Origin of the sequence: Citrobacter sp. CK185 (assembly GCF_030333565.1) — a bacterium.
Lineage (GTDB): Bacteria > Pseudomonadota > Gammaproteobacteria > Enterobacterales > Enterobacteriaceae > Citrobacter_B > Citrobacter_B koseri.
This window is the reverse complement of sequence record NZ_JAOWFR010000026.1, coordinates 1,151,353-1,176,901: the sequence shown is the minus strand read 5'-3', so window position 1 is coordinate 1,176,901 and position 25,549 is coordinate 1,151,353. Positions and strand designations below refer to the sequence as shown.

Annotated in this window: 21 protein-coding genes and 1 pseudogene; 21 read left to right on the top strand and 1 reads right to left on the bottom strand. The window is 55.1% G+C overall.

The features are described 5' to 3' along the window. Positions 1–2 precede the first annotated feature (2 nt). The 5 genes from hscA to sseB all read left to right on the top strand — a co-directional run bounded on the left by hscA (position 3) and on the right by sseB (position 4,616). Positions 3–1,853, top strand: coding sequence for a Fe-S protein assembly chaperone HscA (gene hscA / locus OGV79_RS20230; protein ID WP_110493950.1), 1,851 nt, complete (start codon positions 3–5; stop codon positions 1,851–1,853). A gap of 1 nt (position 1,854) precedes the next feature. Continuing rightward, positions 1,855–2,190 carry an ISC system 2Fe-2S type ferredoxin gene (fdx, locus tag OGV79_RS20225; RefSeq protein WP_012131251.1) on the top strand — a complete coding sequence of 112 codons (336 nt, stop codon included), beginning with the start codon at positions 1,855–1,857 and terminating at the stop codon, positions 2,188–2,190. A gap of 11 nt (positions 2,191–2,201) precedes the next feature. After that, positions 2,202–2,402, top strand: coding sequence for a Fe-S cluster assembly protein IscX (iscX, locus tag OGV79_RS20220; protein ID WP_012131252.1), 201 nt, complete (start codon positions 2,202–2,204; stop codon positions 2,400–2,402). A 59-nt stretch (positions 2,403–2,461) separates the two neighbouring features. Continuing rightward, the gene (gene pepB / locus OGV79_RS20215) at positions 2,462–3,745 is read left to right on the top strand and encodes an aminopeptidase PepB (protein WP_286460261.1); all 1,284 of its coding nucleotides are present in this window, start codon (positions 2,462–2,464) and stop codon (positions 3,743–3,745) included. Between the two features lie 94 nt (positions 3,746–3,839). Beyond that, a complete protein-coding gene (gene sseB / locus OGV79_RS20210) occupies positions 3,840–4,616 on the top strand; it encodes an enhanced serine sensitivity protein SseB (RefSeq protein WP_012131255.1) in 777 nt (258 codons plus the stop codon). A 90-nt stretch (positions 4,617–4,706) separates the two neighbouring features. Here sseB and sseA read toward each other — a convergent pair whose 3' ends face one another. After that, positions 4,707–5,549 carry a 3-mercaptopyruvate sulfurtransferase gene (gene sseA, locus OGV79_RS20205; RefSeq protein ID WP_198448665.1) on the bottom strand — a complete coding sequence of 281 codons (843 nt, stop codon included), beginning with the start codon at positions 5,547–5,549 and terminating at the stop codon, positions 4,707–4,709. Positions 5,550–5,759: 210 nt separating this feature from the next. Here sseA and OGV79_RS20200 point away from each other — a divergent pair, with 210 nt between their 5' ends. From OGV79_RS20200 to OGV79_RS20120, 16 genes and pseudogenes are all read left to right on the top strand, one after another. After that, complete coding sequence (locus tag OGV79_RS20200) at positions 5,760–10,694, top strand: alpha-2-macroglobulin family protein (RefSeq protein ID WP_286468834.1); 4,935 nt, start codon at positions 5,760–5,762, stop codon at positions 10,692–10,694. Then, positions 10,695–13,007 (top strand): peptidoglycan glycosyltransferase PbpC, encoded by a 2,313-nt coding sequence (gene pbpC / locus OGV79_RS20195; protein ID WP_286468833.1) that lies wholly within the window; start codon positions 10,695–10,697, stop codon positions 13,005–13,007. Positions 13,008–13,155: 148 nt separating this feature from the next. Beyond that, positions 13,156–13,587, top strand: a complete 432-nt coding sequence (ndk, locus tag OGV79_RS20190; RefSeq protein ID WP_012131261.1) for a nucleoside-diphosphate kinase — start codon at positions 13,156–13,158, stop codon at positions 13,585–13,587. A 285-nt stretch (positions 13,588–13,872) separates the two neighbouring features. Next, positions 13,873–15,039: a dual-specificity RNA methyltransferase RlmN gene (rlmN, locus tag OGV79_RS20185; protein ID WP_012131263.1), complete on the top strand. Its 1,167-nt coding sequence runs from the start codon at positions 13,873–13,875 to the stop codon at positions 15,037–15,039. A gap of 290 nt (positions 15,040–15,329) precedes the next feature. Further along, positions 15,330–16,343 carry a cytoskeleton protein RodZ gene (gene rodZ, locus OGV79_RS20180; RefSeq protein WP_200030540.1) on the top strand — a complete coding sequence of 338 codons (1,014 nt, stop codon included), beginning with the start codon at positions 15,330–15,332 and terminating at the stop codon, positions 16,341–16,343. Between the two features lie 26 nt (positions 16,344–16,369). After that, entirely contained in the window at positions 16,370–17,488 is a 1,119-nt protein-coding gene (gene ispG, locus OGV79_RS20175; protein ID WP_012131265.1) for a flavodoxin-dependent (E)-4-hydroxy-3-methylbut-2-enyl-diphosphate synthase, read from the top strand. A gap of 109 nt (positions 17,489–17,597) precedes the next feature. Beyond that, the gene (hisS, locus tag OGV79_RS20170; protein WP_286468832.1) at positions 17,598–18,872 is read left to right on the top strand and encodes a histidine--tRNA ligase; all 1,275 of its coding nucleotides are present in this window, start codon (positions 17,598–17,600) and stop codon (positions 18,870–18,872) included. 13 nt (positions 18,873–18,885) lie between these two features. Further along, the gene (locus OGV79_RS20165; RefSeq protein WP_012131267.1) at positions 18,886–19,506 is read left to right on the top strand and encodes a YfgM family protein; all 621 of its coding nucleotides are present in this window, start codon (positions 18,886–18,888) and stop codon (positions 19,504–19,506) included. A 10-nt stretch (positions 19,507–19,516) separates the two neighbouring features. Continuing rightward, positions 19,517–20,695, top strand: coding sequence for an outer membrane protein assembly factor BamB (gene bamB / locus OGV79_RS20160; RefSeq protein WP_047462014.1), 1,179 nt, complete (start codon positions 19,517–19,519; stop codon positions 20,693–20,695). Positions 20,696–20,813: 118 nt separating this feature from the next. Beyond that, positions 20,814–22,286 (top strand): ribosome biogenesis GTPase Der, encoded by a 1,473-nt coding sequence (gene der / locus OGV79_RS20155; protein WP_230010269.1) that lies wholly within the window; start codon positions 20,814–20,816, stop codon positions 22,284–22,286. Between the two features lie 253 nt (positions 22,287–22,539). Then, on the top strand, positions 22,540–23,190 hold the full coding sequence (locus OGV79_RS20145; protein WP_110493953.1) for a hypothetical protein: 651 nt from the start codon (positions 22,540–22,542) through the stop codon (positions 23,188–23,190). A 172-nt stretch (positions 23,191–23,362) separates the two neighbouring features. Further along, on the top strand, positions 23,363–23,587 hold the full coding sequence (locus OGV79_RS20140) for a helix-turn-helix transcriptional regulator (RefSeq protein WP_110494890.1): 225 nt from the start codon (positions 23,363–23,365) through the stop codon (positions 23,585–23,587). Further along, the gene (locus OGV79_RS20135) at positions 23,548–23,799 is read left to right on the top strand and encodes a hypothetical protein (RefSeq protein ID WP_110493954.1); all 252 of its coding nucleotides are present in this window, start codon (positions 23,548–23,550) and stop codon (positions 23,797–23,799) included. Before OGV79_RS20140 ends, OGV79_RS20135 begins: the two co-directional genes overlap by 40 nt. Positions 23,800–24,207: 408 nt before the next feature. Further along, on the top strand, positions 24,208–24,666 hold the full coding sequence (locus OGV79_RS20130) for an STM2901 family protein (protein ID WP_110494891.1): 459 nt from the start codon (positions 24,208–24,210) through the stop codon (positions 24,664–24,666). Beyond that, complete coding sequence (locus tag OGV79_RS20125) at positions 24,660–24,998, top strand: DUF1493 family protein (protein ID WP_110493955.1); 339 nt, start codon at positions 24,660–24,662, stop codon at positions 24,996–24,998. Before OGV79_RS20130 ends, OGV79_RS20125 begins: the two co-directional genes overlap by 7 nt. Before the next feature lie 18 nt (positions 24,999–25,016). Next, positions 25,017–25,501: pseudogene (locus OGV79_RS20120) on the top strand (Hcp family type VI secretion system effector). The last annotated feature ends 48 nt before the right edge of the window (positions 25,502–25,549 follow it).

Genomic DNA, 25,549 nt, shown 5'->3' with positions numbered 1-25,549 from the left:
ATATGGCCTTATTACAAATTAGTGAGCCTGGTCTGAGCGCTGCGCCGCACCAGCGTCGTCTGGCGGCAGGCATCGATTTAGGTACTACCAACTCATTGGTTGCGACCGTTCGCAGCGGCCAGGCAGAAACGCTGGCCGATCACGACGGTCGCCATCTGTTGCCGTCAGTCGTTCACTATCAGCAGCAGGGCCACACGGTCGGTTACGCGGCGCGTGCGAACGCGGCGCAGGACACGGCTAACACCATCAGCTCGGTAAAACGCATGATGGGCCGCTCGCTGGCGGATATTCAGACGCGCTATCCCCATCTGCCGTATCAGTTCCAGGCCAGTGAAAATGGTCTGCCGATGATTGAAACGGCGGCAGGTCTGCTCAACCCGGTACGTATTTCTGCCGATATCCTGAAAGCGCTGGCGGCGCGGGCGACGGAAGCGTTGTCGGGCGAGCTGGATGGCGTGGTCATTACCGTGCCCGCTTACTTTGACGATGCACAGCGTCAGGGAACGAAAGACGCGGCGCGTCTGGCGGGGCTGCACGTCTTGCGTCTGCTCAATGAACCTACGGCGGCGGCGATCGCCTACGGTCTGGACTCCGGCAAAGAAGGCGTTATCGCGGTTTACGACCTCGGCGGCGGCACCTTCGATATCTCTATTTTGCGCCTGAGTCGCGGCGTGTTTGAAGTGCTGGCGACCGGCGGTGATTCCGCGCTCGGCGGCGACGACTTCGACCATCTGCTGGCCGATTACATCCGTGAGCAGGCGGGCATTGCCGATCGCAGCGATAACCGTGTCCAGCGTGAACTGCTGGATGCCGCCATCGCGGCAAAAATCGCGCTGAGCGATGCCGATTCCGTTAGCGTCAATGTGGCGGGCTGGCAGGGCGACATCACCCGTGAACAGTTTAATGACCTTATCGCCGCTTTAGTTAAACGTACTCTGATGGCCTGTCGTCGCGCATTGAAAGATGCGGGCGTTGAGGCGCAGGAGGTGCTGGAAGTGGTGATGGTCGGCGGCTCCACCCGTGTGCCGCTGGTGCGCGAACGCGTGGGCGAATTTTTTGGTCGTCCGCCGCTGACGGCAATCGACCCGGATAAGGTCGTCGCCATTGGCGCGGCGATTCAGGCGGATATCCTCGTCGGCAACAAGCCGGACAGTGAAATGCTGCTGCTGGACGTGATTCCGCTGTCGCTGGGGCTGGAAACCATGGGTGGCCTGGTGGAGAAAGTGATCCCGCGTAACACCACCATTCCGGTGGCGCGCGCGCAGGACTTTACCACTTTTAAAGATGGTCAGACCGCGATGTCGATCCATGTCATGCAGGGCGAGCGCGAGCTGGTGCAGGATTGCCGTTCGCTGGCGCGCTTCGCGCTGCGCGGGCTCCCGGCGATGCCAGCGGGCGGGGCGCATATCCGCGTCACCTTCCAGGTGGATGCCGATGGCCTGCTGAACGTCACCGCGATGGAGAAATCCACCGGCGTTGAGGCGTCTATCCAGGTCAAACCGTCTTACGGTCTGACGGACAGCGAAATCGCCACCATGATTCAGGATTCAATGAGCTTTGCCGAGCAGGATGTAAAAGCCCGTATGCTGGCAGAGCAAAAAGTGGAAGCGGCGCGCGTGCTGGAAAGCCTGACCGGCGCGCTCGCTGCTGATGCCGCGCTGCTAAGCGCCGCAGAACGTCAGGTCATTGATGATGCCGCCGCGCACTTGAGCGAGGTTGCGCAGAGCGATGATGTTGACGCGATAGAACAAGCCATTAAAAACGTAGACAAACAAACCCAGGAATTCGCCGCTCGCCGCATGGACAAATCTGTTCGTCGCGCGCTGCAAGGCCATTCCGTGGACGAGGTTTAATATGCCAAAGATTGTTATTCTGCCTCATCAGGATCTCTGTCCCGATGGCGCAGTTCTGGAAGCTGAGACCGGCGAAACCATTCTTGACGTTGCCCTGCGTAACGGTATCGAGATTGAACACGCCTGTGAAAAATCCTGTGCCTGCACGACCTGCCACTGCATCGTGCGTGAAGGTTTCGATTCCCTGCCGGAAAGCACGGAAGACGAAGACGATATGTTGGATAAAGCCTGGGGTCTGGAGCCGGAGAGCCGTTTAGGCTGTCAGGCGCGCGTCACCGATGAAGATTTGGTGGTCGAAATCCCACGTTACACAATCAACCATGCACGCGAGCATTAACAGAGGGTAGTATGGGACTGAAGTGGACTGATAGCCGCGAAATCGGCGAGGCGCTGTACGACGCGTTCCCCGATCTCGATCCTAAGACCGTTCGTTTCACCGACCTGCATCAATGGATTTGCGATCTTGAGGATTTTGATGATGACCCGCAGGCATCAAATGAAAAGATCCTTGAGGCTATCCTGCTGGTCTGGCTGGACGAAGCTGAATAAATAAACGGGCTGCCCACGGGTGGCCCGTTTTCCTGTATGCGCGAAGAAGGAAAAGAACAATGACTGAAGCGATGAAAATTACGCTCTCCACCCAACCGGCTGACGCTCGCTGGGGAGACAAAGCCACATACAGCATCAATAACGACGGCATTACCCTGCACCTGAACGGTAAAGATGATTCCGGCTTAATCCAGCGCGCGGCGCGTAAAATCGACGGCCTGGGCATTAAACACGTACAACTGACCGGCGCTGGCTGGGATGTGGAGCGTAGCTGGGCATTCTGGCAGGGTTACAAAGGGCCGAAAGGCAGCCGCAAGGTCGAGTGGCCAGATCTTGACGATGAGAAGCGGAAGGAACTGGATAACCGTCTGGCGATCATTGACTGGGTGCGTGACACCATTAACGCACCGGCGGAAGAGCTGGGGCCGGAACAGCTGGCGCAGCGTGCCGTTGATCTGCTGTGCAGCGTCGCGTGCGATCACGTCTCTTACCGCATTACCAAAGGCGAAGATCTGCGCGAGCAAAACTACATGGGGCTGCATACCGTTGGCCGGGGTTCCGATCGCGCGCCGGTGCTGCTGGCGCTGGATTACAACCCTACCGGCGATAAAGACGCGCCGGTTTACGCCTGTCTGGTGGGCAAAGGCATTACCTTTGACTCCGGCGGTTACAGCATCAAGCAAAGCGCATTTATGGACTCGATGAAGTCCGATATGGGCGGTGCGGCAACGGTAACGGGCGCGCTGGCATTTGCGATTACCCGTGGTCTGAACAAACGCGTGAAGCTGTACCTGTGCTGCGCGGATAACCTGATCAGCGGCAACGCGTTTAAACTGGGCGATATTATTCATTATCGCAACGGTAAGAACGTGGAAGTGATGAACACGGATGCGGAAGGGCGCCTGGTGCTGGCGGATGGCCTGATCGACGCCAGCGCGCAAAAACCAGAGCTGATCATCGATGCGGCGACGCTGACCGGCGCCGCGAAAACCGCGCTGGGTAACGACTACCACGCGTTGTTCAGTTTTGATGACGCGCTGGCGGGGCGTCTGCTGGCGAGTGCGGCAGAAGAAAATGAACCGTTCTGGCGTCTGCCGCTGGCGGAGTTCCACCGCAATCAGTTGCCTTCTAACTTTGCGGAACTGAACAATACCGGTAGCGCGGCGTATCCTGCCGGGGCGAGCACCGCAGCGGGCTTCCTGTCGCACTTTGTCGAAAACTACCAGCAGGGCTGGCTGCACATTGACTGCTCTGCAACCTACCGTAAAGCGCCGGTTGAGCAGTGGTCGGCAGGGGCGACCGGTTTGGGTGTGCGCACCATCGCTAACCTGTTAACAGCATAATTATGTAGGCCGGATAAGCGTTAGCGCCATCCGGCAAGATAACGGCGGGGGCGCTTCGCTTGCCCGCCCTACACGCATCTCTATTGTGATCCTTATGTCCGAAACAAAAAACGAATTAGAAACCCTGCTGGAGAAGGCGGCGACTGAACCCGCGCATCGTCCGGCATTTTTCCGTACCTTACTGGAGTCCACCGTCTGGGTGCCAGGCACAGCGGCTGAAGGCGAAGCGATTGTTGACGATAGCGCGCTGGATTTGCAGCACTGGGAAAAAGAAGACGGCACGACGGTCATCCCGTTTTTTACCTCTCTGGAAGCCTTGCAGCAGGCGGTAGAAGACGAGCAGGCATTCGTGGTGATGCCGGTGCGCACGTTATTTGAAATGACGCTCGGCGAAACGCTCTTCCTGAACGCAAAACTGCCTACCGGCAAAGAGTTTATGCCGCGTGAGATCAGCCATCTGATCGGTGAAGAGGGCAATCCGCTGAGTACACAGGAAGTGCTGGAAGGCGGTGAATCGCTGATTCTGTCTGAGGTGGCAGAACCACCTGCGCAGATGATCGACTCCCTGACCACGCTGTTTAAAACCATCAAACTGGTTAAGCGCGCCTTTCTTTGCACCATTAAAGAGAGCAATGACGCTCAGCCGAATCTGTTGATTGGCATCGAAGCGGATGGCGACATCGAAGAGATCATTCATGCGGCGGGCAGCGTGGCGACTGACACCTTGCCCGGCGATGAACCGATTGATATCTGTCAGGTGAAAAAAGGTGAGCAGGGCATCAGCCACTTTATTACCGAGCACATCGCGCCGTTCTACGAGCGCCGCTGGGGCGGGTTCCTGCGCGATTTCAAACAGAATCGGATTATCTGATCCCGGTAGCCGGATGGCGTTAACGTCATCCGGGACACCTCGCGCGGTAGGCCGGATAAGCGCAAGCGCCATCCGGCACATTACAAAACGTTAGGCCGGTTCTACCGGTAAATCATTACGCGCGCCCCATTCGCTCCATGCGCCGTCATACAACGCGACATTGGGCACATCCAGCGTGGCGAGCGCCAGCACCACGACCGCCGCGGTGACACCTGAACCGCAGCTGGCGATAATTGGTCTGTCAAAACTGACGCCGTGACTGAAGAAAATGACGTCCAGTTCATCGGTCGTTTTTAATTCCCCTTCACGCACCAGCTCTGTCCAGGGCACGTTCAACGCGCCGGGAATATGGCCACGCTTCAGACCCGGACGCGGTTCATCGGCTTCGGCATTAAACCGTGGCGCCGGGCGGGCATCAACGATTTGCGCGGTTCTTTCATGGCTCGCCAGAAGTACATCGGTCAGACGCACAACCTTCTCCACCGTGAATTTAACGTCAAATTCCCCTTCCGGGAGTTCCACTTCGCCTTCCTGAAGCGGCAGCTCATCGCGCTGCCAGCCCGCCAGGCCACCGGCAAGAATTGAGACGTTTTCTACGCCAAACGTTCGCAGCATCCACCACGCGCGCGGGGCGGAAAACAGGTTGCCTTCATCGTAGACCACCAGATGTCTGTCCTGGTGTACGCCCAGTTCACGCATCGCCACGGCGAAGGCTTCCGGGCGAGGCATCATGTGCGGCAGCGGCGAGGTGTGATCGGAGAGCGCTTCAATATCGAAAAAGAGTGCTCCGGGGATGTGGCCTGAACGATATTCACCCGCAACATCCCTGTCTTCCTGTCCGGGAGGTGCCATGCGGGCGTCGATAATTTGAATTTGCGGATCGTCGATATGCTCTGCCAGCCAGTCGGCGGCGACAAACCAGGAGGTGGACATAGGCGTCTCCATCTTTTGCCATAATAATGCCAAATTGTCGGACGTTTACCGCAAAGGGACAAGTAAAAGAGGCTGATTTGTCTGGTGAAACCACATTTCTGATGAAAAAATCAGAACTTATATAACGAATACTGGCTTTCACAACGGGAAATCTCACGCATAATAGTTACTCTACGTTGCTAACGGGCCACTGTGGCCAGGGATGAAAGAATGAAACACATACGCGTAGCCGCTTGCATGCTCATGCTGGCGTTGGCGGGGTGCGATAACAACGATAACGCGCCAACGGCGGTGAAAAACGATGAGACGCCCGCCGCGCAATCCGCTCCGACGAAAGATTCGGCACAACTGCAAAAGCTGGCGCAACAGAGCGAAGGTAAAGAACTGACGCTGCTGGACGCCTCCGAAGTCCAGTTGGACGGCGCGGCGACGCTGGTGCTGACGTTCTCCATTCCGTTAGATCCTGAACAAGATTTTGCCCGCACCGTACATGTGGTCGATAAAAAAAGCGGCAAGGTTGATGGCGCCTGGGAGCTGTCGCCGAATCTGAAAGAGCTGCGCTTGCGCCACCTGGAACCCAACCGCGATCTGGTGGTGTCCGTTGAACGTGATTTAACGGCGCTGAATAAAGCCGCTTTTGGCCGCGCGTATGAAAAAACCATTACCACGCGAGACGTTCAGCCGAGCGTCGGCTTTGCCAGCCGTGGCTCGCTGCTGCCGGGAAAAGTGGTGGAAGGCTTGCCGGTCATGGCGCTGAACGTGAACGAGGTGGATGTAAACTTCTTTCGCGTGAAGCCTGAGTCGCTGGCGGCATTCGTCAGCCAGTGGGAATACCGCAATGCTCTTTCGAACTGGGAATCTGACAACCTGCTCAAAATGGCGGATCTGGTCTATACCGGGCGTTTTGATCTCAATCCTGCACGTAATACGCGTGAAAAACGCCTGTTGCCGCTGAGTGACATTAAGCCCCTGCAACAGGCGGGCGTGTACATTGCGGTAATGAATCAGGCCGGACATTACAACTACAGTAATCCTGCCACGCTCTTTACCCTCAGCGACATTGGCGTTTCCGCCCACCGTTATCACAATCGTCTTGATATCTTTACGCAGAGTCTGGAAAACGGCGCAGCGCAGCAGGGGGTTGAGGTTGCTCTGCTTGATGAGAAAGGTCAGACGCTGGCGCAAGCCGCCAGCGATGCGCAGGGGCATGTACAGCTGGAAAATAGTCAGCAGGCGGCGCTGTTGCTGGCGCGAAAAGACGGACAAACCACGCTGTTGGATCTGAAACTGCCCGCGCTGGATCTGGCGGAGTTCGCGATTGCGGGCGCGACGGGCTACAGCAAACAGTTCTTTATGTTCGGCCCGCGCGATCTGTATCGTCCTGGGGAAACGGTGATCCTCAACGGACTGCTGCGCGACAGCGACGGTAAAACCTTGCCCGATCAGCCCGTCAAACTGGAAGTGGTAAAGCCGGACGGTCAGGTACTGCGCACCGTTGTCAGCCAGCCTGAAAACGGGTTATACCGCTTTACGTATCCGCTGGATAGCGGTGCGCCAACCGGCATGTGGCACATCCGCGCGAACACGGGCGATAACCAGCCCCGGATGTGGGATTTCCATGTCGAAGATTTTATGCCGGAGCGAATGGCGCTTAATCTCAGCGCGCAGAAAACGCCGTTAGCCCCGTCGGAGGAAGTGACGTTCTCCGTTGTTGGTTACTACCTGTACGGAGCGCCTGCCAATGGCAACACGTTACAGGGGCAACTCTTCCTGCGCCCGCAGCGTGAAGCGGTACAGGCGCTGCCGGGCTTCCAGTTTGGCGATATTGCAGAAGAAAACCTTTCCCGCAGTCTGGACGAAGTCCAGCTTACGCTGGATGAAAATGGCCGTGGCGACGTCTCCGCCAACAGCCAGTGGCAGGAAGCGCATTCGCCGTTACAGGTGATCCTACAGGCAAGCCTGCTGGAATCAGGTGGTCGCCCGGTCACTCGCCGTGCGGAACAGGCTATCTGGCCTGCCGATACCTTGCCGGGTATTCGTCCGCAATTCGCCTCTAAAGCGGTGTATGACTATCGTACTGACGCCACGGTTAACCAACCCATCGTGGATGAGGGCGGGAACGCCGCCTTTGATATTGTCTACGCCGATGCGCAAGGCAATAAAAAAGCCGCTTCGGGTTTGCAGGTTCGTTTGATCCGTGAACGGCGCGATTACTACTGGAACTGGTCGGAAAGCGAAGGCTGGCAGTCGCAGTTTGATCAAAAAGATCTGGTTGAAGGGGAGCAGACGCTGGATCTCAGCGCCGATGAAACGGGCAAGGTGAGCTTCCCGGTTGACTGGGGATCGTATCGTCTCGAAGTGAAAGCCCCGAACGATGCGATCAGCAGCGTGCGCTTCTGGGCAGGTTACAGCTGGCAGGATAACAGCGACGGCAGCGGCGCGGCGCGCCCGGATCGCGTCACCCTGAAGCTGGATAAACCCACCTATCGTCCTGGGGACACCATCAAACTGCATGTCGCCGCGCCGGTGGCGGGTAAAGGCTACGCGATGGTGGAATCAAGCGACGGCCCGCTCTGGTGGCAGGAAATAGATGTACCTGCCGAGGGCCTCGACCTGTCAATTCCCGTCGATAAAGCCTGGAATCGACACGATCTCTACCTGAGCGCGCTGGTTGTGCGTCCGGGCGATAAGTCGCGTTCAGCGACGCCGAAACGCGCGGTTGGGCTGCTGCACCTGCCGTTGGGGGATGAAAATCGTCGTCTGGATCTGACGCTGGAAAGCCCGGCTAAAATACGTCCAAACCAGCCGCTGACGGTGAACGTCAAAGCCAGCGCTAAACATGGCGAAACGCCAAAACAGATCAACGTACTGCTCTCTGCGGTGGACAGCGGAGTGTTGAATATCACCGATTACGTTACGCCAGATCCGTGGCAGGCATTCTTCGGGCAAAAACGCTATGGCGCGGATATTTATGATATCTACGGTCAGGTGATTGAAGGGCAGGGACGTCTGGCGACGCTGCGTTTTGGCGGCGATGGCGATGAACTCAAACGCGGCGGCAAACCGCCGGTCAACCATGTCAACATCGTGGCGCAGCAGGCGTTGCCGGTTACGCTCAATGAGCAGGGCGAAGGTTCCGTTACGTTGCCGATTGGTGATTTTAACGGTGAGTTACGCGTTATGGCCCAGGCATGGACGGCAGAGGACTTCGGCAGCAGTGAAAGCAAGGTGATTGTTGCCGCTCCGGTGATTGCGGAGCTGAATCAGCCACGCTTTATGGCGGGCGGCGATACTTCGCGCCTGACGCTGGATGTCACTAACCTGACAGACAAACCGCAGACGTTGACGATTGAACTCGCCGCCAGTGGGTTACTGGAACTGGTGAGTCAGCAACCTGCTCCGGTAAACCTGGCGCCGGGCGTGCGTACGACCTTGTTTATCCCGGTACGCGCAAAAGAAGGGTTTGGCGAGGGAGAATTGCAGGCCACGCTGACCGGCCTGAACCTGCCTGGCGAGACGCTTCCCGCTCAGCATAAGCAGTGGAAAATTGGCGTCCGTCCGGCCTGGCCTGCGCAGACGGTAAATAGCGGAACGGTGCTTCAGGCGGGGGAAACCTGGCATGCGCCCGCCCAAAATCTGGAGAACTTCTCACCGGTAACGTTGCAGGGGCAGTTGTTGCTTAGCGGCAAACCGCCGCTGAACCTGGCGCGCTATATTCGGGAGCTGAAGGCTTATCCGTATGGTTGTCTGGAACAAACCGCCAGCGGCCTGTTCCCGTCGCTCTATACCAACGCGGCGCAACTGAAGGCGTTGGGGATCGCGGGTGATACCGATGAAAAACGCCGTGCGGCAGTCGACACGGGGATCTCCCGGATGCTGCAAATGCAGCGTGATAACGGCGGTTTTGCCCTGTGGGATAACAACGGGCCGGAAGAATACTGGCTTACCGCATACGCGATGGATTTCCTCGTGCGCGCTGGCGAGCAAGGATACAGCGTTCCGGCCGATGCGATTAACCGGGGAAATGAACGCCTGCTGCGCTATTTGCAGGACCCGGGCATGATGTCGGTTCGCTATAGCGACGATACCCAGGCCAGCAAATTTGCCGTTCAGGCGTATGCGGGACTGGTGCTGGCGCGTCAGCAAAAAGCGCCGCTTGGCGCGCTGCGGGAAATCTGGGAACGCCGGGGTCAGGCCGCGTCGGGCTTGCCGCTTCTGCAACTGGGCATTGCGTTGAAAAATATGGGCGATGCCGGCCGCAGTGAACAGGCGCTGACGCTGGCGCTGAACACGCCGCGCCGTGACGCGCAGCAATGGATGGCGGATTACGGTAGCCCGTTGCGTGATAACGCGCTCATGCTGTCGCTGCTGGAAGAAAATAAGCTGCAACCCGAGGCGCAAAATACGCTGCTGACGACGCTTTCTGAACAGGCATTTGGTCAGCGCTGGCTTTCGACGCAGGAGAGTAATGCGCTGTTCCTTGCTGCGCGCACGCTACAGGATCTGCCGGGGACATGGCAGGCGCAGACTTCGCTCGCTGACCAGCCGTTGACGGGCGATAAAGCGCAAACGCGTAATCTGGATGCCGATCGGCTTTCCGCGTTGCAGGTGACCAACAGCGGCGACCAACCGCTGTGGCTGCGTCTGGACAGCAGCGGATACCCGCAAACGGCGCCCGTACCTGCCAGCAATGTGTTGCACATCGAGCGCCAGATTCTGGGAACCGATGGTCAGAGTAAATCGCTCAGTTCCCTGCGCAGCGGTGAACTGGTGCTGGTCTGGCTCGAAGTGAAAGCGAGTCAAAACGTGCCAGACGCGCTGGTGGTCGACCTGCTGCCTGCCGGTCTGGAGCTGGAAAACCAGAACCTAGCAAACAGCAGCGCCAGCCTGCAGGACAGCGGCAGTGAAGTGCAAAATCTGTTAAATCAGATGCAGCAGGCGGATATTCAGCATATGGAGTTCCGTGACGATCGCTTTGTCGCGGCGGTGGCGGTTAACCAGGGGCAGCCGGTGACGCTGGTGTATCTGGCGCGCGCGGTGACGCCGGGAACCTATCAGGTTCCTGTCCCGCAGGTGGAGTCAATGTATGTTCCACAGTGGCGGGCGACGGGATCAACCGAGGGGCTTTTGATTGTCACGCCATAAATGATCGTCCTGCGTAGTCTACGCGGTGGCTGGCGCTGGCTGGCCATCGCTCCATTTCTGATGATTCTGACAGTCTGGGCGGCGGACAAAATCTGGCCGCTACCGCTGCATGAGGTCAATCCGGCACGGGTGGTGGTGGCGCATGACGGCACACCGCTGTGGCGCTTTGCCGATGCGGAGGGGATCTGGCGCTATCCCGTGACGATTGAAGACGTTTCTCCCCGCTATCTTGACGCGTTAATCAATTACGAGGACCGCTGGTTCTGGCAGCATCCGGGCGTGAACCCGTTTTCGGTACTGCGTGCCGCCTGGCAGGATCTGTCGTCAGGACGCGTGATTTCCGGCGGCAGTACGTTGACCATGCAGGTGGCGCGACTGCTGGACCCGCATCCGCGAACCTTTGGCGGTAAATTTCGCCAGCTCTGGCGCGCGCTCCAGCTGGAGTGGCACCTGTCCAAGCGCGATATTCTGACGCTGTATCTGAACCGTGCGCCGTTTGGCGGAACGTTGCAGGGCATCGGCGCCGCCAGTTGGGCTTATCTGGGTAAACCACCGGCGCAACTGAGCTATTCGGAAGCGGCGTTGCTGGCGGTTTTACCGCAGGCGCCGAGCCGCTTGCGTCCCGATCGCTGGCCGGAACGCGCGCAAGCGGCGCGCAATAAAGTGCTGGAGCGGATGGCGGCGCAGGGCGTATGGTCGGCCCGGCATGTTCAGGAGGCCCGCGAAGAACCCGTCTGGCTGGCGCCCCGACAAATGCCGCAACTGGCGCCGCTGTTCTCACGCATGATGCTGGGCAAAAGCAACAGTGACAAAATCGTCACCACGCTGGATGCCGGGTTGCAGCGTCAGCTTGAAGAGCTGGCGCAAAACTGGAAGGGGCGGCTTCCTGCGCGCAGTTCGCTGGCGATGATCGTTGTCGATCATACCGATATGAGCGTGCGTGGTTGGGTTGGATCGGTGGATATGAATGATGACAGTCGTTTTGGTCATGTGGATATGGTCACTGCGATCCGATCGCCGGGATCGGTGCTTAAACCCTTTGTCTATGGGCTGGCGCTGGATGACGGGTTGATCCATCCCGCCTCGCTGTTACAGGATGTGCCGCGCCGTACCGGCGATTATCGTCCGGGAAACTTTGACAGCGGGTTTCATGGCCCCGTCAGCATGAGCGAAGCGCTGGTGCGTTCGTTAAATTTGCCTGCGGTACAGGTGCTGGAAGCATATGGCCCAAAACGTTTTGCGGCAAAACTGCGTAACGTTGGCCTGCCGCTGTATCTGCCTGCGGGCGCGGCCCCTAATCTTTCCCTGATTCTGGGCGGCGCGGGCGCAAGGCTGGACGAGATGGTGGCGGCATACAGCGCGTTCGCCCGTCATGGCAAGGCGGCAATATTGCGCTTGCAGCCAGGGGATTCGTTGCAGGAGCGTCCGCTGATGTCGCCGGGCGCGGCGTGGATCATCCGGCGGGTGATGGCCGATGAAGCGCAGCCGTTGCCGGATAGCGCCCTGCCGCGCGTAGTGCCGCTCGCCTGGAAAACCGGCACCAGCTATGGCTATCGCGACGCGTGGGCGATAGGTGTTAGCTCCCGCTACGTGACTGGCATCTGGACGGGCAGGCCCGACGGCACACCCGTTGCCGGACAGTTTGGTTTTGCCAGCGCGGTGCCGCTGCTTAATCAGGTGAATAATATGCTGATGGCGCGCGCCGCGACGCAGCCTGAAGATCCGCGTCCGGCGTCGGTGAGCCGGGGCGTTATCTGCTGGCCGGGCGGACAGGCGCTTTCGGCGGGAGACAGTAACTGCCGCCGTCGACTGGCGACCTGGCTGCTGGAGAACAGCCAACCGCCGACGCTGCTGTTACCTGAACAGGAAGGGATTAGCGGCATTCGTTTTCCTGTCTGGCTGGATAATGACGGAAAACGCGTCGCCGCCGATTGCGCCCAGGCGCGGGAGCAGACGTTGATTGTCTGGCCGTTGCCGCTGGAGCCCTGGTTGCCCGCTGCTGAACGCCGCGCTGCGCGACTACCGACGGCTTCGACGGCCTGCCCGCCGCTGGGGCAGGATGCGCCTTTACCTCTACAGTTAACGGGCGTGCGTGATGGCGCGATAGTGAAACGGTTACCCGGCGCTTCCGGGGTGGATTTATCGATTCAGAGCAGTGGTGGCGCGGGGGCGCGCTGGTGGTTCCTCAATGGTGAGCCGTTGGGAGAACGCGAACGGAATATTACGTTACATCTTGCCGAAAAAGGCGAGTATCAATTACTGGTTATGGATGCTGCTGGACAGATTTCTGCGCTGCGATTTACTCTGCAATAGAGCTGATAGCAACAGTTTGTTGCTAATACTCATCTTATTTTAAAAAAATGTTACCTTCATCCATAGGCAATAACCCGGATGCTCTTTATAATCCGCGCCAGGTCGTACAAGCATATATACAACAGCAGAACACATTACAGAGGTAATCATGGCGATTGAACGTACTTTTTCCATCATCAAACCAAATGCGGTGGCAAAAAACGTTATTGGCAACATCTTTGCGCGCTTTGAAGCAGCAGGGTTCAAAATTGTCGGTACGAAAATGCTGCACCTGACCGTTGAGCAGGCGCGCGGTTTCTATGCCGAGCACGATGGTAAGCCGTTCTTCGACGGTCTGGTCGAGTTCATGACCTCTGGCCCGATCGTGGTTTCCGTACTGGAAAGCGAAAATGCCGTGCAGCGTCACCGCGACCTGCTGGGCGCAACCAACCCGGCTAACGCGCTGGCGGGCACCCTGCGTGCCGACTACGCGGACAGCTTCACCGAAAACGGCACCCACGGTTCAGATTCTCTGGAATCCGCTCAGCGTGAAATCGCCTATTTCTTTGGTGAAGGCGAAGTGTGCCCGCGCACTCGTTAATAAATCAGTGATGTAGTATGTAGGCCGGATAAGACGCATCTGCGTCGCCATCAGGCAGTCGCGCAATGCCGGATGGCGCTGATGCTTATCCGGCCTACGACTTATCAGGTCTACGACGCTGCTCTGCCTTTACACATTATTTTCGCTAATGTCCCGCGCAGGCGTGGCATCCTTGCGATAGAATTTGTACAATGCAGCGCCCCAGGACGAGCACCGCTCACTGGGGCGCTTCTTTTTTCAACCCTCCAGGGGCCATAACGTGTAATAACGAGGCCGGAATAGAATATGTCTGAACAAATTGTCACGTCTGAAATCATCACCCCAGTTGTTCCTGATAAAAATGGAAAAATCAACCTGCTGGATCTGAACCGTCAGCAGATGCGGGAGTTTTTTAAAGAATTAGGTGAAAAACCCTTCCGCGCCGATCAGGTGATGAAGTGGATGTACCACTATTGCAGCGATAACTTTGATGAGATGACCGACATCAACAAAGTGTTACGTGGCAAACTGAAAGAGGTGGCGGAAATCCGCGCGCCAGAGGTGGTGGAAGAACAGCGTTCTTCAGATGGCACCATCAAATGGGCGATTGCCGTTGGCGATCAGCGCGTGGAAACGGTCTACATCCCGGAAGACGATCGCGCCACGCTGTGCGTCTCTTCACAGGTTGGTTGCGCGCTGGAGTGTAAATTCTGCTCAACTGCGCAGCAGGGCTTTAACCGTAACCTGCGCGTCTCTGAAATTATCGGCCAGGTGTGGCGTGCGGCGAAAATCGTCGGCGCGGCGAAAGTCACCGGGCAACGCCCGATCACCAACGTGGTGATGATGGGTATGGGTGAACCGCTGCTGAACCTGACCAACGTCGTACCGGCGATGGAAATCATGCTGGATGATTTCGGTTTCGGTCTGTCTAAACGCCGCGTTACGCTGTCGACGTCAGGCGTTGTTCCGGCTCTGGATAAACTGGGCGACATGATTGACGTTGCGCTGGCGATCTCTTTGCATGCGCCGAACGATGAAATTCGCGATGAAATTGTACCGATCAACAGAAAGTACAACATCGAAACGTTCCTCGACGCGGTTCGCCGTTATTTGCAGAAATCCAATGCGAATCAGGGACGCGTCACAATTGAATACGTCATGCTGGACCACATTAACGATGGAACGGAACATGCGCATCAGCTGGCGGAACTGCTGAAAGATACGCCGTGTAAGATTAACCTGATTCCGTGGAACCCGTTCCCGGGCGCGCCGTATGGCCGGAGTTCCAACAGCCGCATCGATCGTTTTTCTAAGGTGTTGATGAGCTATGGTTTCACGACCATTGTGCGTAAAACACGCGGCGATGATATCGATGCCGCTTGTGGTCAGCTTGCCGGGGATGTGATTGACCGTACCAAACGTACTCTGCGTAAGCGTATGCAAGGTGAGGCTATCGACATTAAGGCGGTCTGATACGGCTTGCGCCATTGTGTGTTTTGTATACAGTGGCGCAATGTTGGTTGAATGATGCCTCAAGTTGTACTTATCTGGTCAATATTAACGGTGCGTTTTTGTCAACTTTAGGGCAGTATGTAGCGGTGCAACAATAGTTTAGCCTTAAGGATTAAGCTGTTTTGTCATAAGTAGCCTGACAGTCTTATACTGTCCAACTAAGGTTAACTGACCAGATGTTTCGCGGTGCGGGTGGGCATTGTGTCTCACCGGCGCCTGAACCCCAATTTACGTACCAGCAGCTGTAGCGAATGAATACTGAAGCCACGCACGACCAAAATGAAGCACAATCCACCGGCGTTCGTCTGCGCAATGCCCGTGAACAACTCGGACTCAGCCAGCAGGCGGTTGCAGAGCGACTTTGCCTGAAGGTTTCCACGGTACGCGATATTGAAGAAGATAAGGCCCCGGCCGATCTCGCTTCAACGTTTTTGCGCGGGTATATCCGCTCTTATGCGCGTCTGGTGCACATCCCTGAAGAAGAACTGCTGCCCGGTCTGGAAAAACAGGCGCCGGTTCGTCCTTCCAAAGTCGCGCCGATGCAGAGCTTCTCTTTAGGTAAGCGTCGTAAAAAGCGCGATGGCTGGTTGATGACGTTCACCTGGCTGGTGCTGTTTGTGGTGGTTGGCCTGACGGGGGCCTGGTGGTGGCAAAACCATAAGGCGCAGCAGGAAGAACTCACCACGATGGTCGATCAATCCTCTGCTGAACTGAATGCCGGCGGCGATAGCGCCCAGAGCGTACCGCTGGACACCAGCGAAGCCGCAAGCCAGGATTCGACGCCAGCGCCAACTGCGCCTGTTGACTCTACGGCGACAAACGCTGTGCCGCAGACGCCGGATGCGTCCGCGACGACCACGGCGCCTGCCGCAGACGCTCAGCAGAATGCGGTCGTTGCGCCTTCTCAGGCGAATGTGGATACCGCAACCACGGCGCCTGCCGCGACGGGTGATGCGGCGTCATTGCCGACCGAGCAGGCGGGCGTGGCTGCGTCAGCGGTCGATCAGAACGCGCTGGTGATGAACTTTACCGCCGATTGCTGGCTGGAAGTCACCGATGCGACAGGGAAAAAACTGTTTAGCGGAATGCAGCGTAAAGATGGCAATTTAAACCTAACCGGTCAGGCGCCTTATAAGCTTAAAATTGGCGCCCCGGCTGCGGTACAGATCCAGTATCAAGGAAAACCTGTCGATCTGAGCCGTTTTATCAGAACTAACCAGGTTGCGCGTCTGACCCTTAATGCCGAACAATCACCGGCGCAGTAACAGACGGGCAACGCGGGAGATTTTTCATGCATAACCAGGCTCCAATTCAACGTAGAAAATCGAAACGTATTTACGTTGGGAATGTGCCGATTGGCGATGGCGCCCCCATCGCCGTACAGTCAATGACCAATACGCGCACGACGGATGTGGAAGCGACGGTCAATCAAATTAAAGCGCTGGAACGTGTTGGCGCGGATATCGTCCGCGTCTCCGTGCCGACAATGGATGCCGCAGAGGCGTTTAAGCTGATCAAGCAGCAGGTTAATGTCCCGCTGGTTGCTGATATCCACTTTGACTATCGCATTGCGCTGAAAGTGGCGGAATATGGCGTGGATTGCCTGCGAATCAACCCAGGCAACATCGGTAACGAAGAGCGTATTCGTACCGTTGTTGATTGCGCCCGCGATAAAAATATCCCTATCCGTATCGGCGTAAACGCCGGATCGCTGGAAAAAGATCTACAGGAAAAATACGGTGAGCCGACGCCGCAGGCGCTGCTGGAATCGGCGATGCGCCATGTGGATCATCTCGATCGCCTGAACTTCGATCAGTTTAAAGTCAGCGTGAAAGCCTCGGATGTTTTCCTCGCGGTAGAATCCTATCGTCTGTTGGCGAAACAGATCGAACAACCGTTGCATCTTGGGATCACCGAAGCGGGCGGCGCGCGCAGCGGCGCGGTGAAATCGGCGATTGGCCTCGGTTTACTGCTGTCGGAAGGCATTGGCGATACGCTGCGCGTCTCTCTGGCGGCCGATCCGGTAGAAGAAATTAAAGTGGGCTTCGATATTCTGAAATCGCTGCGCATTCGTGCGCGTGGGATCAACTTTATCGCTTGCCCAACCTGTTCCCGTCAGGAGTTCGACGTCATCGGCACGGTCAACGCGCTGGAACAACGCCTTGAAGACATCATCACGCCAATGGACGTTTCCATCATCGGCTGTGTGGTGAACGGGCCGGGCGAAGCGCTGGTTTCGACGCTGGGCGTAACGGGCGGCAACAAAAAAAGTGGCCTGTATGAAGACGGCGTGCGTAAAGACAGACTCGACAACGATGATATGATTACGCAGCTTGAAGCCCGTATCCGCGCGAAGGCCAGCATTATGGACGAAGCGCGTCGAATCGACGTGCAGCAGGTTGAAAAATAATAACGCGATGGGAAGCGGCGCGCTTCCCGTGTATGATTGAACCCGCATGGCTCCCGTATCGTTTGGGAAGCGCTGAGGGTTCATTTTTATATTCAGAAAGAGAATAAACGTGGCAAAAAACATTCAAGCCATTCGCGGCATGAACGATTATCTGCCTGGCGAAACCGCCATCTGGCAGCGCATTGAAGGCACACTCAAAAACGTGCTCGGCAGCTACGGTTACAGTGAAATCCGTTTGCCGATTGTAGAGCAGACCCCGTTATTCAAACGCGCTATCGGTGAAGTCACTGACGTGGTTGAAAAAGAGATGTACACCTTTGAGGATCGTAATGGCGACAGCCTGACGTTGCGTCCTGAAGGGACGGCGGGTTGCGTACGCGCCGGTATCGAACATGGTCTCCTGTACAATCAGGAACAGCGCTTGTGGTATATCGGGCCGATGTTCCGCCACGAGCGTCCGCAGAAAGGGCGTTATCGTCAGTTCCATCAGTTGGGTGTCGAAGCCTTCGGTCTGCAAGGGCCGGATATTGATGCGGAGCTGATTCTGCTGACCGCGCGCTGGTGGCGTGCGTTGGGTATTGCTGAACATGTGAATCTGGAGCTGAACTCCATCGGTTCGCTTGACGCGCGCGCCAACTATCGTGATGCGCTGGTGGCATACCTTGAACAGCATAAAGAGAAGCTGGACGAAGACTGCAAACGCCGCATGTATACCAACCCGCTGCGCGTGCTGGATTCCAAGAACCCGGACGTTCAGGCGCTGCTCAACGATGCGCCTGCTCTGGGCGACTATCTGGATGACGACTCCCGCGAGCACTTTGCCGGTCTGTGCAAACTGCTGGAAGCGGCGGGTATCGCTTACACCGTCAACCAGCGTCTGGTTCGCGGCCTTGATTACTACAACCGCACCGTATTTGAATGGGTAACCAACAGTCTGGGGTCTCAGGGCACGGTGTGCGCCGGCGGTCGTTATGACGGTCTGGTGGAGCAACTTGGCGGTCGCGCAACCCCGGCGGTGGGCTTTGCGATGGGTCTGGAACGACTTGTTTTGTTAGTTCAGGCAGTTAATCTGGAATTTAATGCCGATCCTGTTGTCGATATATACCTGGTAGCCTCAGGCGCGGATATGCAGTCTGCGGCGATGACACTGGCGGAGCGCCTGCGTGATGAAAATCCGGGCGTGAAACTGATGACTAACCACGGCGGCGGCAACTTTAAGAAACAGTTTGCCCGTGCCGATAAATGGGGCGCCCGCGTTGCACTGGTGCTGGGTGAGTCCGAAGTGGCTGACGGCACCGTTGTAGTGAAGGATTTGCGCTCTGGTGAGCAAACGGCAGTCGCACAGGATAGTGTGACCGCACATTTGCGCACGTTATTGGGTTAAGGAGAAGGACAGCGTGGAAATTTACGAGAACGAAAACGACCAGGTTGATGCGATTAAACGCTTCTTTGCTGAAAATGGCAAAGCGCTGGCTGTTGGGGTGATTTTAGGGGTTGGCGCGCTGCTCGGTTGGCGCTACTGGACCAGTCATCAGACGGAGTCCGCACGCTCTGCTTCTCTGGCATATCAAAATGCGGTGACCGCGGTGAGCGCGGGCAAACCGGATAGCATCTCCGCTGCGGAGAAATTCGCCACGGAGAATAAAAATACCTACGGCGCGTTAGCTTCTATGGAACTGGCGCAGCAGTTTGTTGATCAAAATGAACTTGAGAAAGCCGCAGCCCAGCTACAGCAAGGACTGGCGGCCACCAGCGATGAGAACCTCAAAGCGGTGATTAATCTGCGTCTTGCCCGCGTTCAGGTGCAGCTCAAGCAGGCCGATACCGCGCTGAAAACGCTCGATACCGTAAAAGGTGAAGGATGGGCTGCGATTGTCGCCGATCTGCGTGGCGAAGCGTTGTTGAGCAAAGGCGATAAACAAGGCGCGCGCAGCGCATGGGAAGCAGGCGTGAAAAGCGATGCCAGCCCGGCGCTGAGTGAAATGATGCAGATGAAAATCAATAATTTGTCCATCTGAGAGGGACCCGATGCAATTGCGTAAATTACTTCTGCCAGGACTGCTTTCTGTTACGTTATTGAGCGGTTGTTCACTGTTTAGTGGCGAAGAAGATGTTGTCAAAATGTCCCCGTTGCCGACGGTGGAAAACCAGTTTACGCCGTCTACCGCATGGAGTACGTCTGTAGGTAGCGGTATCGGCGAGTTCTATTCCAACCTGCACCCGGCGTATGCCGATAACGTGGTCTACGCGGCTGACCGTAAAGGCACCGTAAAAGCGGTAAACGCGGATGACGGGAAAGAAGTCTGGTCCGTGAACCTGGCGGAGAAAGACGGCTGGTTCTCCAGAGCGCCTGCGTTGCTGTCTGGCGGCGTAACGGTCTCCGGCGGCCATGTCTATATTGGCAGCGAAAAAGCGCAGGTTTATGCGTTGAACGCGGCTGACGGTACGACGGCATGGCAGACGAAAGTCGCCGGTGAAGCGTTATCTCGCCCGGTTGTCAGCGATGGCCTGGTGCTTATTCATACCAGCAACGGTCAGTTGCAGGCGCTGAATGAGGCGGACGGCGCGATCAAATGGACCGTGAACCTCGACATGCCGTCGCTTTCGCTGCGCGGTGAGTCCGCTCCGGCTACCGCGTATGGCGCCGCCATTGTGGGTGGTGATAACGGTCGCGTCAGCGCCGTGCTGATGCAGCAGGGCCAGATGATTTGGCAACAGCGTATTTCCCAGGCGACCGGTTCGACTGAAATCGACCGTCTGAGCGATGTCGATACCACGCCGGTTATCGTCAATGGCGTCGTTTACGCGCTGGCTTATAATGGTAACCTGACGGCGCTGGATCTGCGCAGTGGTCAGATTATGTGGAAACGTGAGCTGGGCTCGGTGAATGATTTCATCGTTGACGGCGATCGTATCTACCTGGTGGATCAGAACGACCGTATTCTGGCATTGACCACCGACGGCGGCGTGACGCTGTGGACGCAAAGCGATCTGCTGCACCGCCTGCTGACATCGCCTGCGCTGTATAATGGCAATCTGGTGGTAGGTGATAGCGAAGGCTATATGCACTGGATTAACGTTGAGGACGGTCGTTTTGTGGCTCAGCAAAAAGTGGATAGCTCCGGCTTCCTGACCGAACCGGTCTCTGCCGATGGCAAACTGCTGATCCAGGCGAAAGACGGTACGCTGTACTCTATTACGCGTTAATCGTCACGGCCGCACGCTTTGAAAAACGGCTCCTGGTGCAGGGGCCGTTTTACTGTTTTTAACAACGGCGCAAAAATCGCGCGCGTTGTTTGATGATTTTTTAAATGAGGCTTTAAACATGGTACCTGTGGTCGCGCTTGTCGGGCGCCCTAACGTCGGAAAATCCACGTTATTTAACCGTCTAACTCGCACCCGAGATGCGCTGGTTGCGGATTTCCCGGGTCTGACTCGTGACCGTAAGTACGGTCGTGCGGAGATTGAAGGCCGCGAGTTTATCTGTATTGATACCGGCGGTATTGATGGCACCGAAGACGGTGTGGAAACCCGCATGGCGGAACAGTCGCTGCTGGCGATTGAAGAGGCTGATGTTGTGCTGTTCATGGTGGATGCGCGTGCTGGCCTGATGCCAGCGGATGAAGCGATCGCCAAACATCTGCGCTCCCGCGAAAAACCCACGTTCCTTGTGGCAAACAAAACTGACGGGCTCGATCCCGATCAGGCGGTTGTCGACTTCTATGCGCTGGGTTTGGGTGAAATTCACCCGATTGCAGCTTCTCACGGTCGTGGCGTGCTCAGCCTGCTGGAGCATGTTCTGCTGCCGTGGATGGACGACGTCGCCCCGCAGGAAGAGGTGGATGAAGACGCCGAATACTGGGCGAAACTGGCAGCGGAAGAGAACGGGGAAGAGGAGTCGGAAGATGACTTCAACCCTCAGGATCTGCCAATCAAACTGGCGATTGTCGGTCGTCCGAACGTAGGTAAGTCCACACTGACTAACCGTATTCTGGGTGAAGACCGCGTAGTGGTCTATGACATGCCGGGAACGACGCGCGACAGTATCTATATTCCGATGGAACGCGATGAGCGTGAATACGTGCTGATTGATACCGCAGGCGTACGCAAGCGTGGGAAAGTCACCGATGCAGTAGAAAAATTCTCCGTCATTAAAACGTTGCAGGCGATTGAAGATGCCAACGTGGTGATGCTGGTTATTGATGCGCGCGAAGGGATTTCCGATCAGGATCTGTCGCTGCTGGGCTTTATCCTTAATAGTGGGCGCTCACTTGTCATCGTCGTGAATAAATGGGACGGCCTGACCCAGGAAGTGAAAGAGCAGGTGAAAGAGACGCTGGACTTCCGTCTGGGCTTTATCGACTTTGCGCGCGTACACTTTATCTCTGCGCTGCATGGCAGCGGCGTGGGCAACCTGTTTGAGTCCGTACGTGAAGCGTATGACAGTTCAACCCGTCGCGTCAGCACCGCCATGCTGACCCGCATCATGACTATGGCGGTTGAAGATCACCAGCCGCCGCTGGTTCGCGGTCGCCGCGTGAAGCTGAAATATGCCCACGCCGGGGGATATAACCCGCCAATCGTGGTGATTCACGGCAACCAGGTGAAAGACCTGCCGGACTCTTACAAGCGCTATCTGATGAACTACTTCCGCAAATCGCTGGACGTGATGGGAACGCCTATCCGTATTCAGTTTAAAGAAGGGGAAAACCCGTATGCGAATAAGCGCAATACGCTGACCCCGACTCAGATGCGTAAGCGTAAACGTCTGATTAAGCACATTAAGAAAAGCAAATGACGATTTACTGAAAATCATCTGCTGTCAAAAAATCCTGAAGCCCGCATTGCGTCGGGCTTTTTTCATATCAAGAGCTATGATAAATAATCAACAAAGTGCATGATTAGCGTGTACACAAGGGTGTAACCGGCATGAGTATTTCAACGAGCGCAAGGCGGCGCTGACTCAGTGGGCTGATTTGCTGGTAGCGTTGGAACGAGGTGAAACATATAACGTAATGCCTTTGCGTTTGGCTGAATAAAGGGATGAAAGTATGTGTGCATTCGTGAGCAAAAAAACAGGGGAAAAAACGAATCATCCAGTTGTCAATTACGTAAATAATGTGAATAAAAGAATAGCTGATGAAGCCGTGAAGTTCTCCCAAAGCGCAGATTTTTACATAATGGAAACAGCATCAGGTTCGCGGGGATTTGTTACAACAAATGAAAAGAGAACTGTTCTTGAAGAGTTAAATAAAGGCTTTAGGTTTTATCTTCGAGATGAAATATCAAAACCAGAAGTAATTGATTTGATAAATGAATTTTCTGGTGTTGAGCATGGATCATTTGGCGATATTTTTAAATTAGAAGAAAGCAATGATTTAGTTCTTTCGGCTTGCATTATGCATTTCATGGGGCTTGATTCCGTTGCTGATAATCTGTTAAAAGTTGCTTTCTACAATGAAAACATGAAATTAGGACAGTTACACTTTGTTTATCATTCTGGCAAGGTTGTTGAGCGACTGAAGCAGCGAAAAAATTCATCACAACCACGGAATCCCAATTATGCAAAAGCCATCAGAATACTTAAAGACACTTGGGAGAAGTATCCGGCGGCAAGTAAAAACGAAATGCTCTCGAAACTACATCAATACTTCAACGGCTCGGTGAGTAAAGACTCAATCAAACGTTGGATAAAAAAATAAAAATTACAACCGCCTAAACCAGATAAGTACACGGCATTTTCATTAGTGATCAATTCCGACTAATACAAATAATGGTGCATAGCTGGATATGCACCCTATCGCCTTGAGGCAAATCAGTCTTCAATTTATTCCGTTACAAGTCATCAACCACCAGCAAGAGGTAACGGGGCATATGAAAAACCAACCCTCCACACAGTCTGCAATTCCTACAACCGGCTACATCCGCCGCTATCGTTTGGCTGAAATGCTGGGTATGAGCCTTTCTACTCTGGATCGCAAGGTACGTGACGGCACTTTGCCGAAGCCAACAAAGCTAGGTGAGAAAATCACAGCATTCGATGCTGTGGCGATCAATCAGTGGCTGTCGCCGCAGCTGATGAACTGGGCTATGAGGTAGCGCTTCTGGAGGATGAAGGTATTTATCTTGATACGCAGGATGCTGAATTTTATTTTCAGCGTTATGACCTGAAAGAGAATGCGGCGCTGCTGCTGTTGACCCTGAGGCGCGAACTGTTTTACACCTCCACGGATTACCCTGATGAAATGGCGGACTGGAATCCGGAGGGGATTAAGGCTCTTTCACTCTGGCGCGAAAAGGTGCACAGGTGATATGTGTCAACGTCGCCCGGTGGCAAAGTGTAAACCGTTCCTGAGATACGAAACGCGCAGGTTGACACTTTTCACTTTCCTACGAAAAAGCGTCAACCCGGCCACAGCCCCTGTGATTGCAGGCCCCGAATTAATTTATCCCCGTTAACGCTGCTATAAAACCCCGGATTTTCCGCAAAAGTGTCAACCGGCCTCCTAAGATTTCCTAAGGTTAAATGCGAGTTTTCCCGGAAAGTGTCAACCTATCCCAATCCGGAAAAATCCGCGCTGGTGGTATGTATGTCCTGCTGGCAAAAGGTGGTGTGTGCTCCTGAATGCGCTTGGTGCTTGATGTAAATCAATCTGTTGCTCTGGAATGGCTTAATATTGGCCGTTATGATTGCCCTTTGCACAAAAAAGGAATTGGCTGTGGATACGGTTGAGGAATTAAACGGAACATACTTCTACGCTGGAAAGTCGAATCTTACCGCCTCTGAACTATTTTTTATGGTGTTTATTTTCAACACTGCTGACCAGTTCGGCATTAAAGACATTGCCGCAATTTATGCACTGTACGCAGGTATGAATGACCAAGATACTCGGACTAAGCCAGAAACGGCACTGAAAGGAACTTCCAGACTTTCAAAAGGCGTGAGGAAAGTATTCGGAAATAGAATGTTCCCGTTCGGGTTGAAAATGCCGACATGGATCGGTGGTTATACTCCGTGGACTGTAAAACGCAGAATGGTGCGGAAGGTTGGTACATGGGTAGGCCGTACTATTCCATTGGTTGGCGAGGTTGTTCTTTTGGCTGATGTTTCACAGATTACCTACAATTCGATCCGCGAATACAACACCATAGCGAGAGGCAATGATAAGTTATGGTAATCGGCGAAGACGACATTGAACAGCGTGTACTACACATGTTTTCTGTTCGTTCAGGTGCTTACATGTTCAGGAAAAAGAAATACGACACGTACACGGCAGAGTCAAACATTCATTTTGATGTGCAGCTTGATCAGGATGATGTTGAAGAGTTAGTTGAAGATTTTGCAAAAGAATTTGGCGTAGACATGTCTGATTTCCATCTTGAAACCTACTACCCTGAAGTTAAATTTTCATGGAACCCATTCAAGAAGCCTAATCCTATAGATGTTCCTGATTTCACGATAGACATGTTTATTAAATCGGCTAAAGCCGGGAAATGGTTGTACGAATAATTGCAAGGAGCTTTATAAATGGCAGTACCAGTACACTTGTTTTTGACCGACGATGGCGGTGCAATGATCCGTGGATCTTCCGATGTACAAGACCGTGAAGGAGGTGTTGAGCTTCGAGGGTTACACCATATTTAACTATCCCTACCGACCCAATGACAGGGAAGGTGACGGGAACACGCCAGCATTCACCTTTCCAGTTTACCAAAGAGCTTGATAGCACATCGCCGTATCTGTTTAAGGCGGCAGCGACCGGTCAGACGCTCAAATCAGCCGAATTCAAGTTTTATCACATTAACCACGCCGGACAAGAGGCGGAGTATTACCGGATTACTCTGGAAAATGTGAAAGTTATTTCGGTCAGTCCAGTTATGCATGATACGCGAGGCTGTCCGGGAACCGGCCATATGGAAGAAGTGGCCCTGAACTATGAAAAAATTACCCATCTGTATAAAGATGGTAATTTACTGGCTCATGATGCCTGGAATGAACGCCCTACCGCGTAGCGTTTGGAATTGATTAAAAATAGAGCGAATTAAGTAAGCACTTTGTTT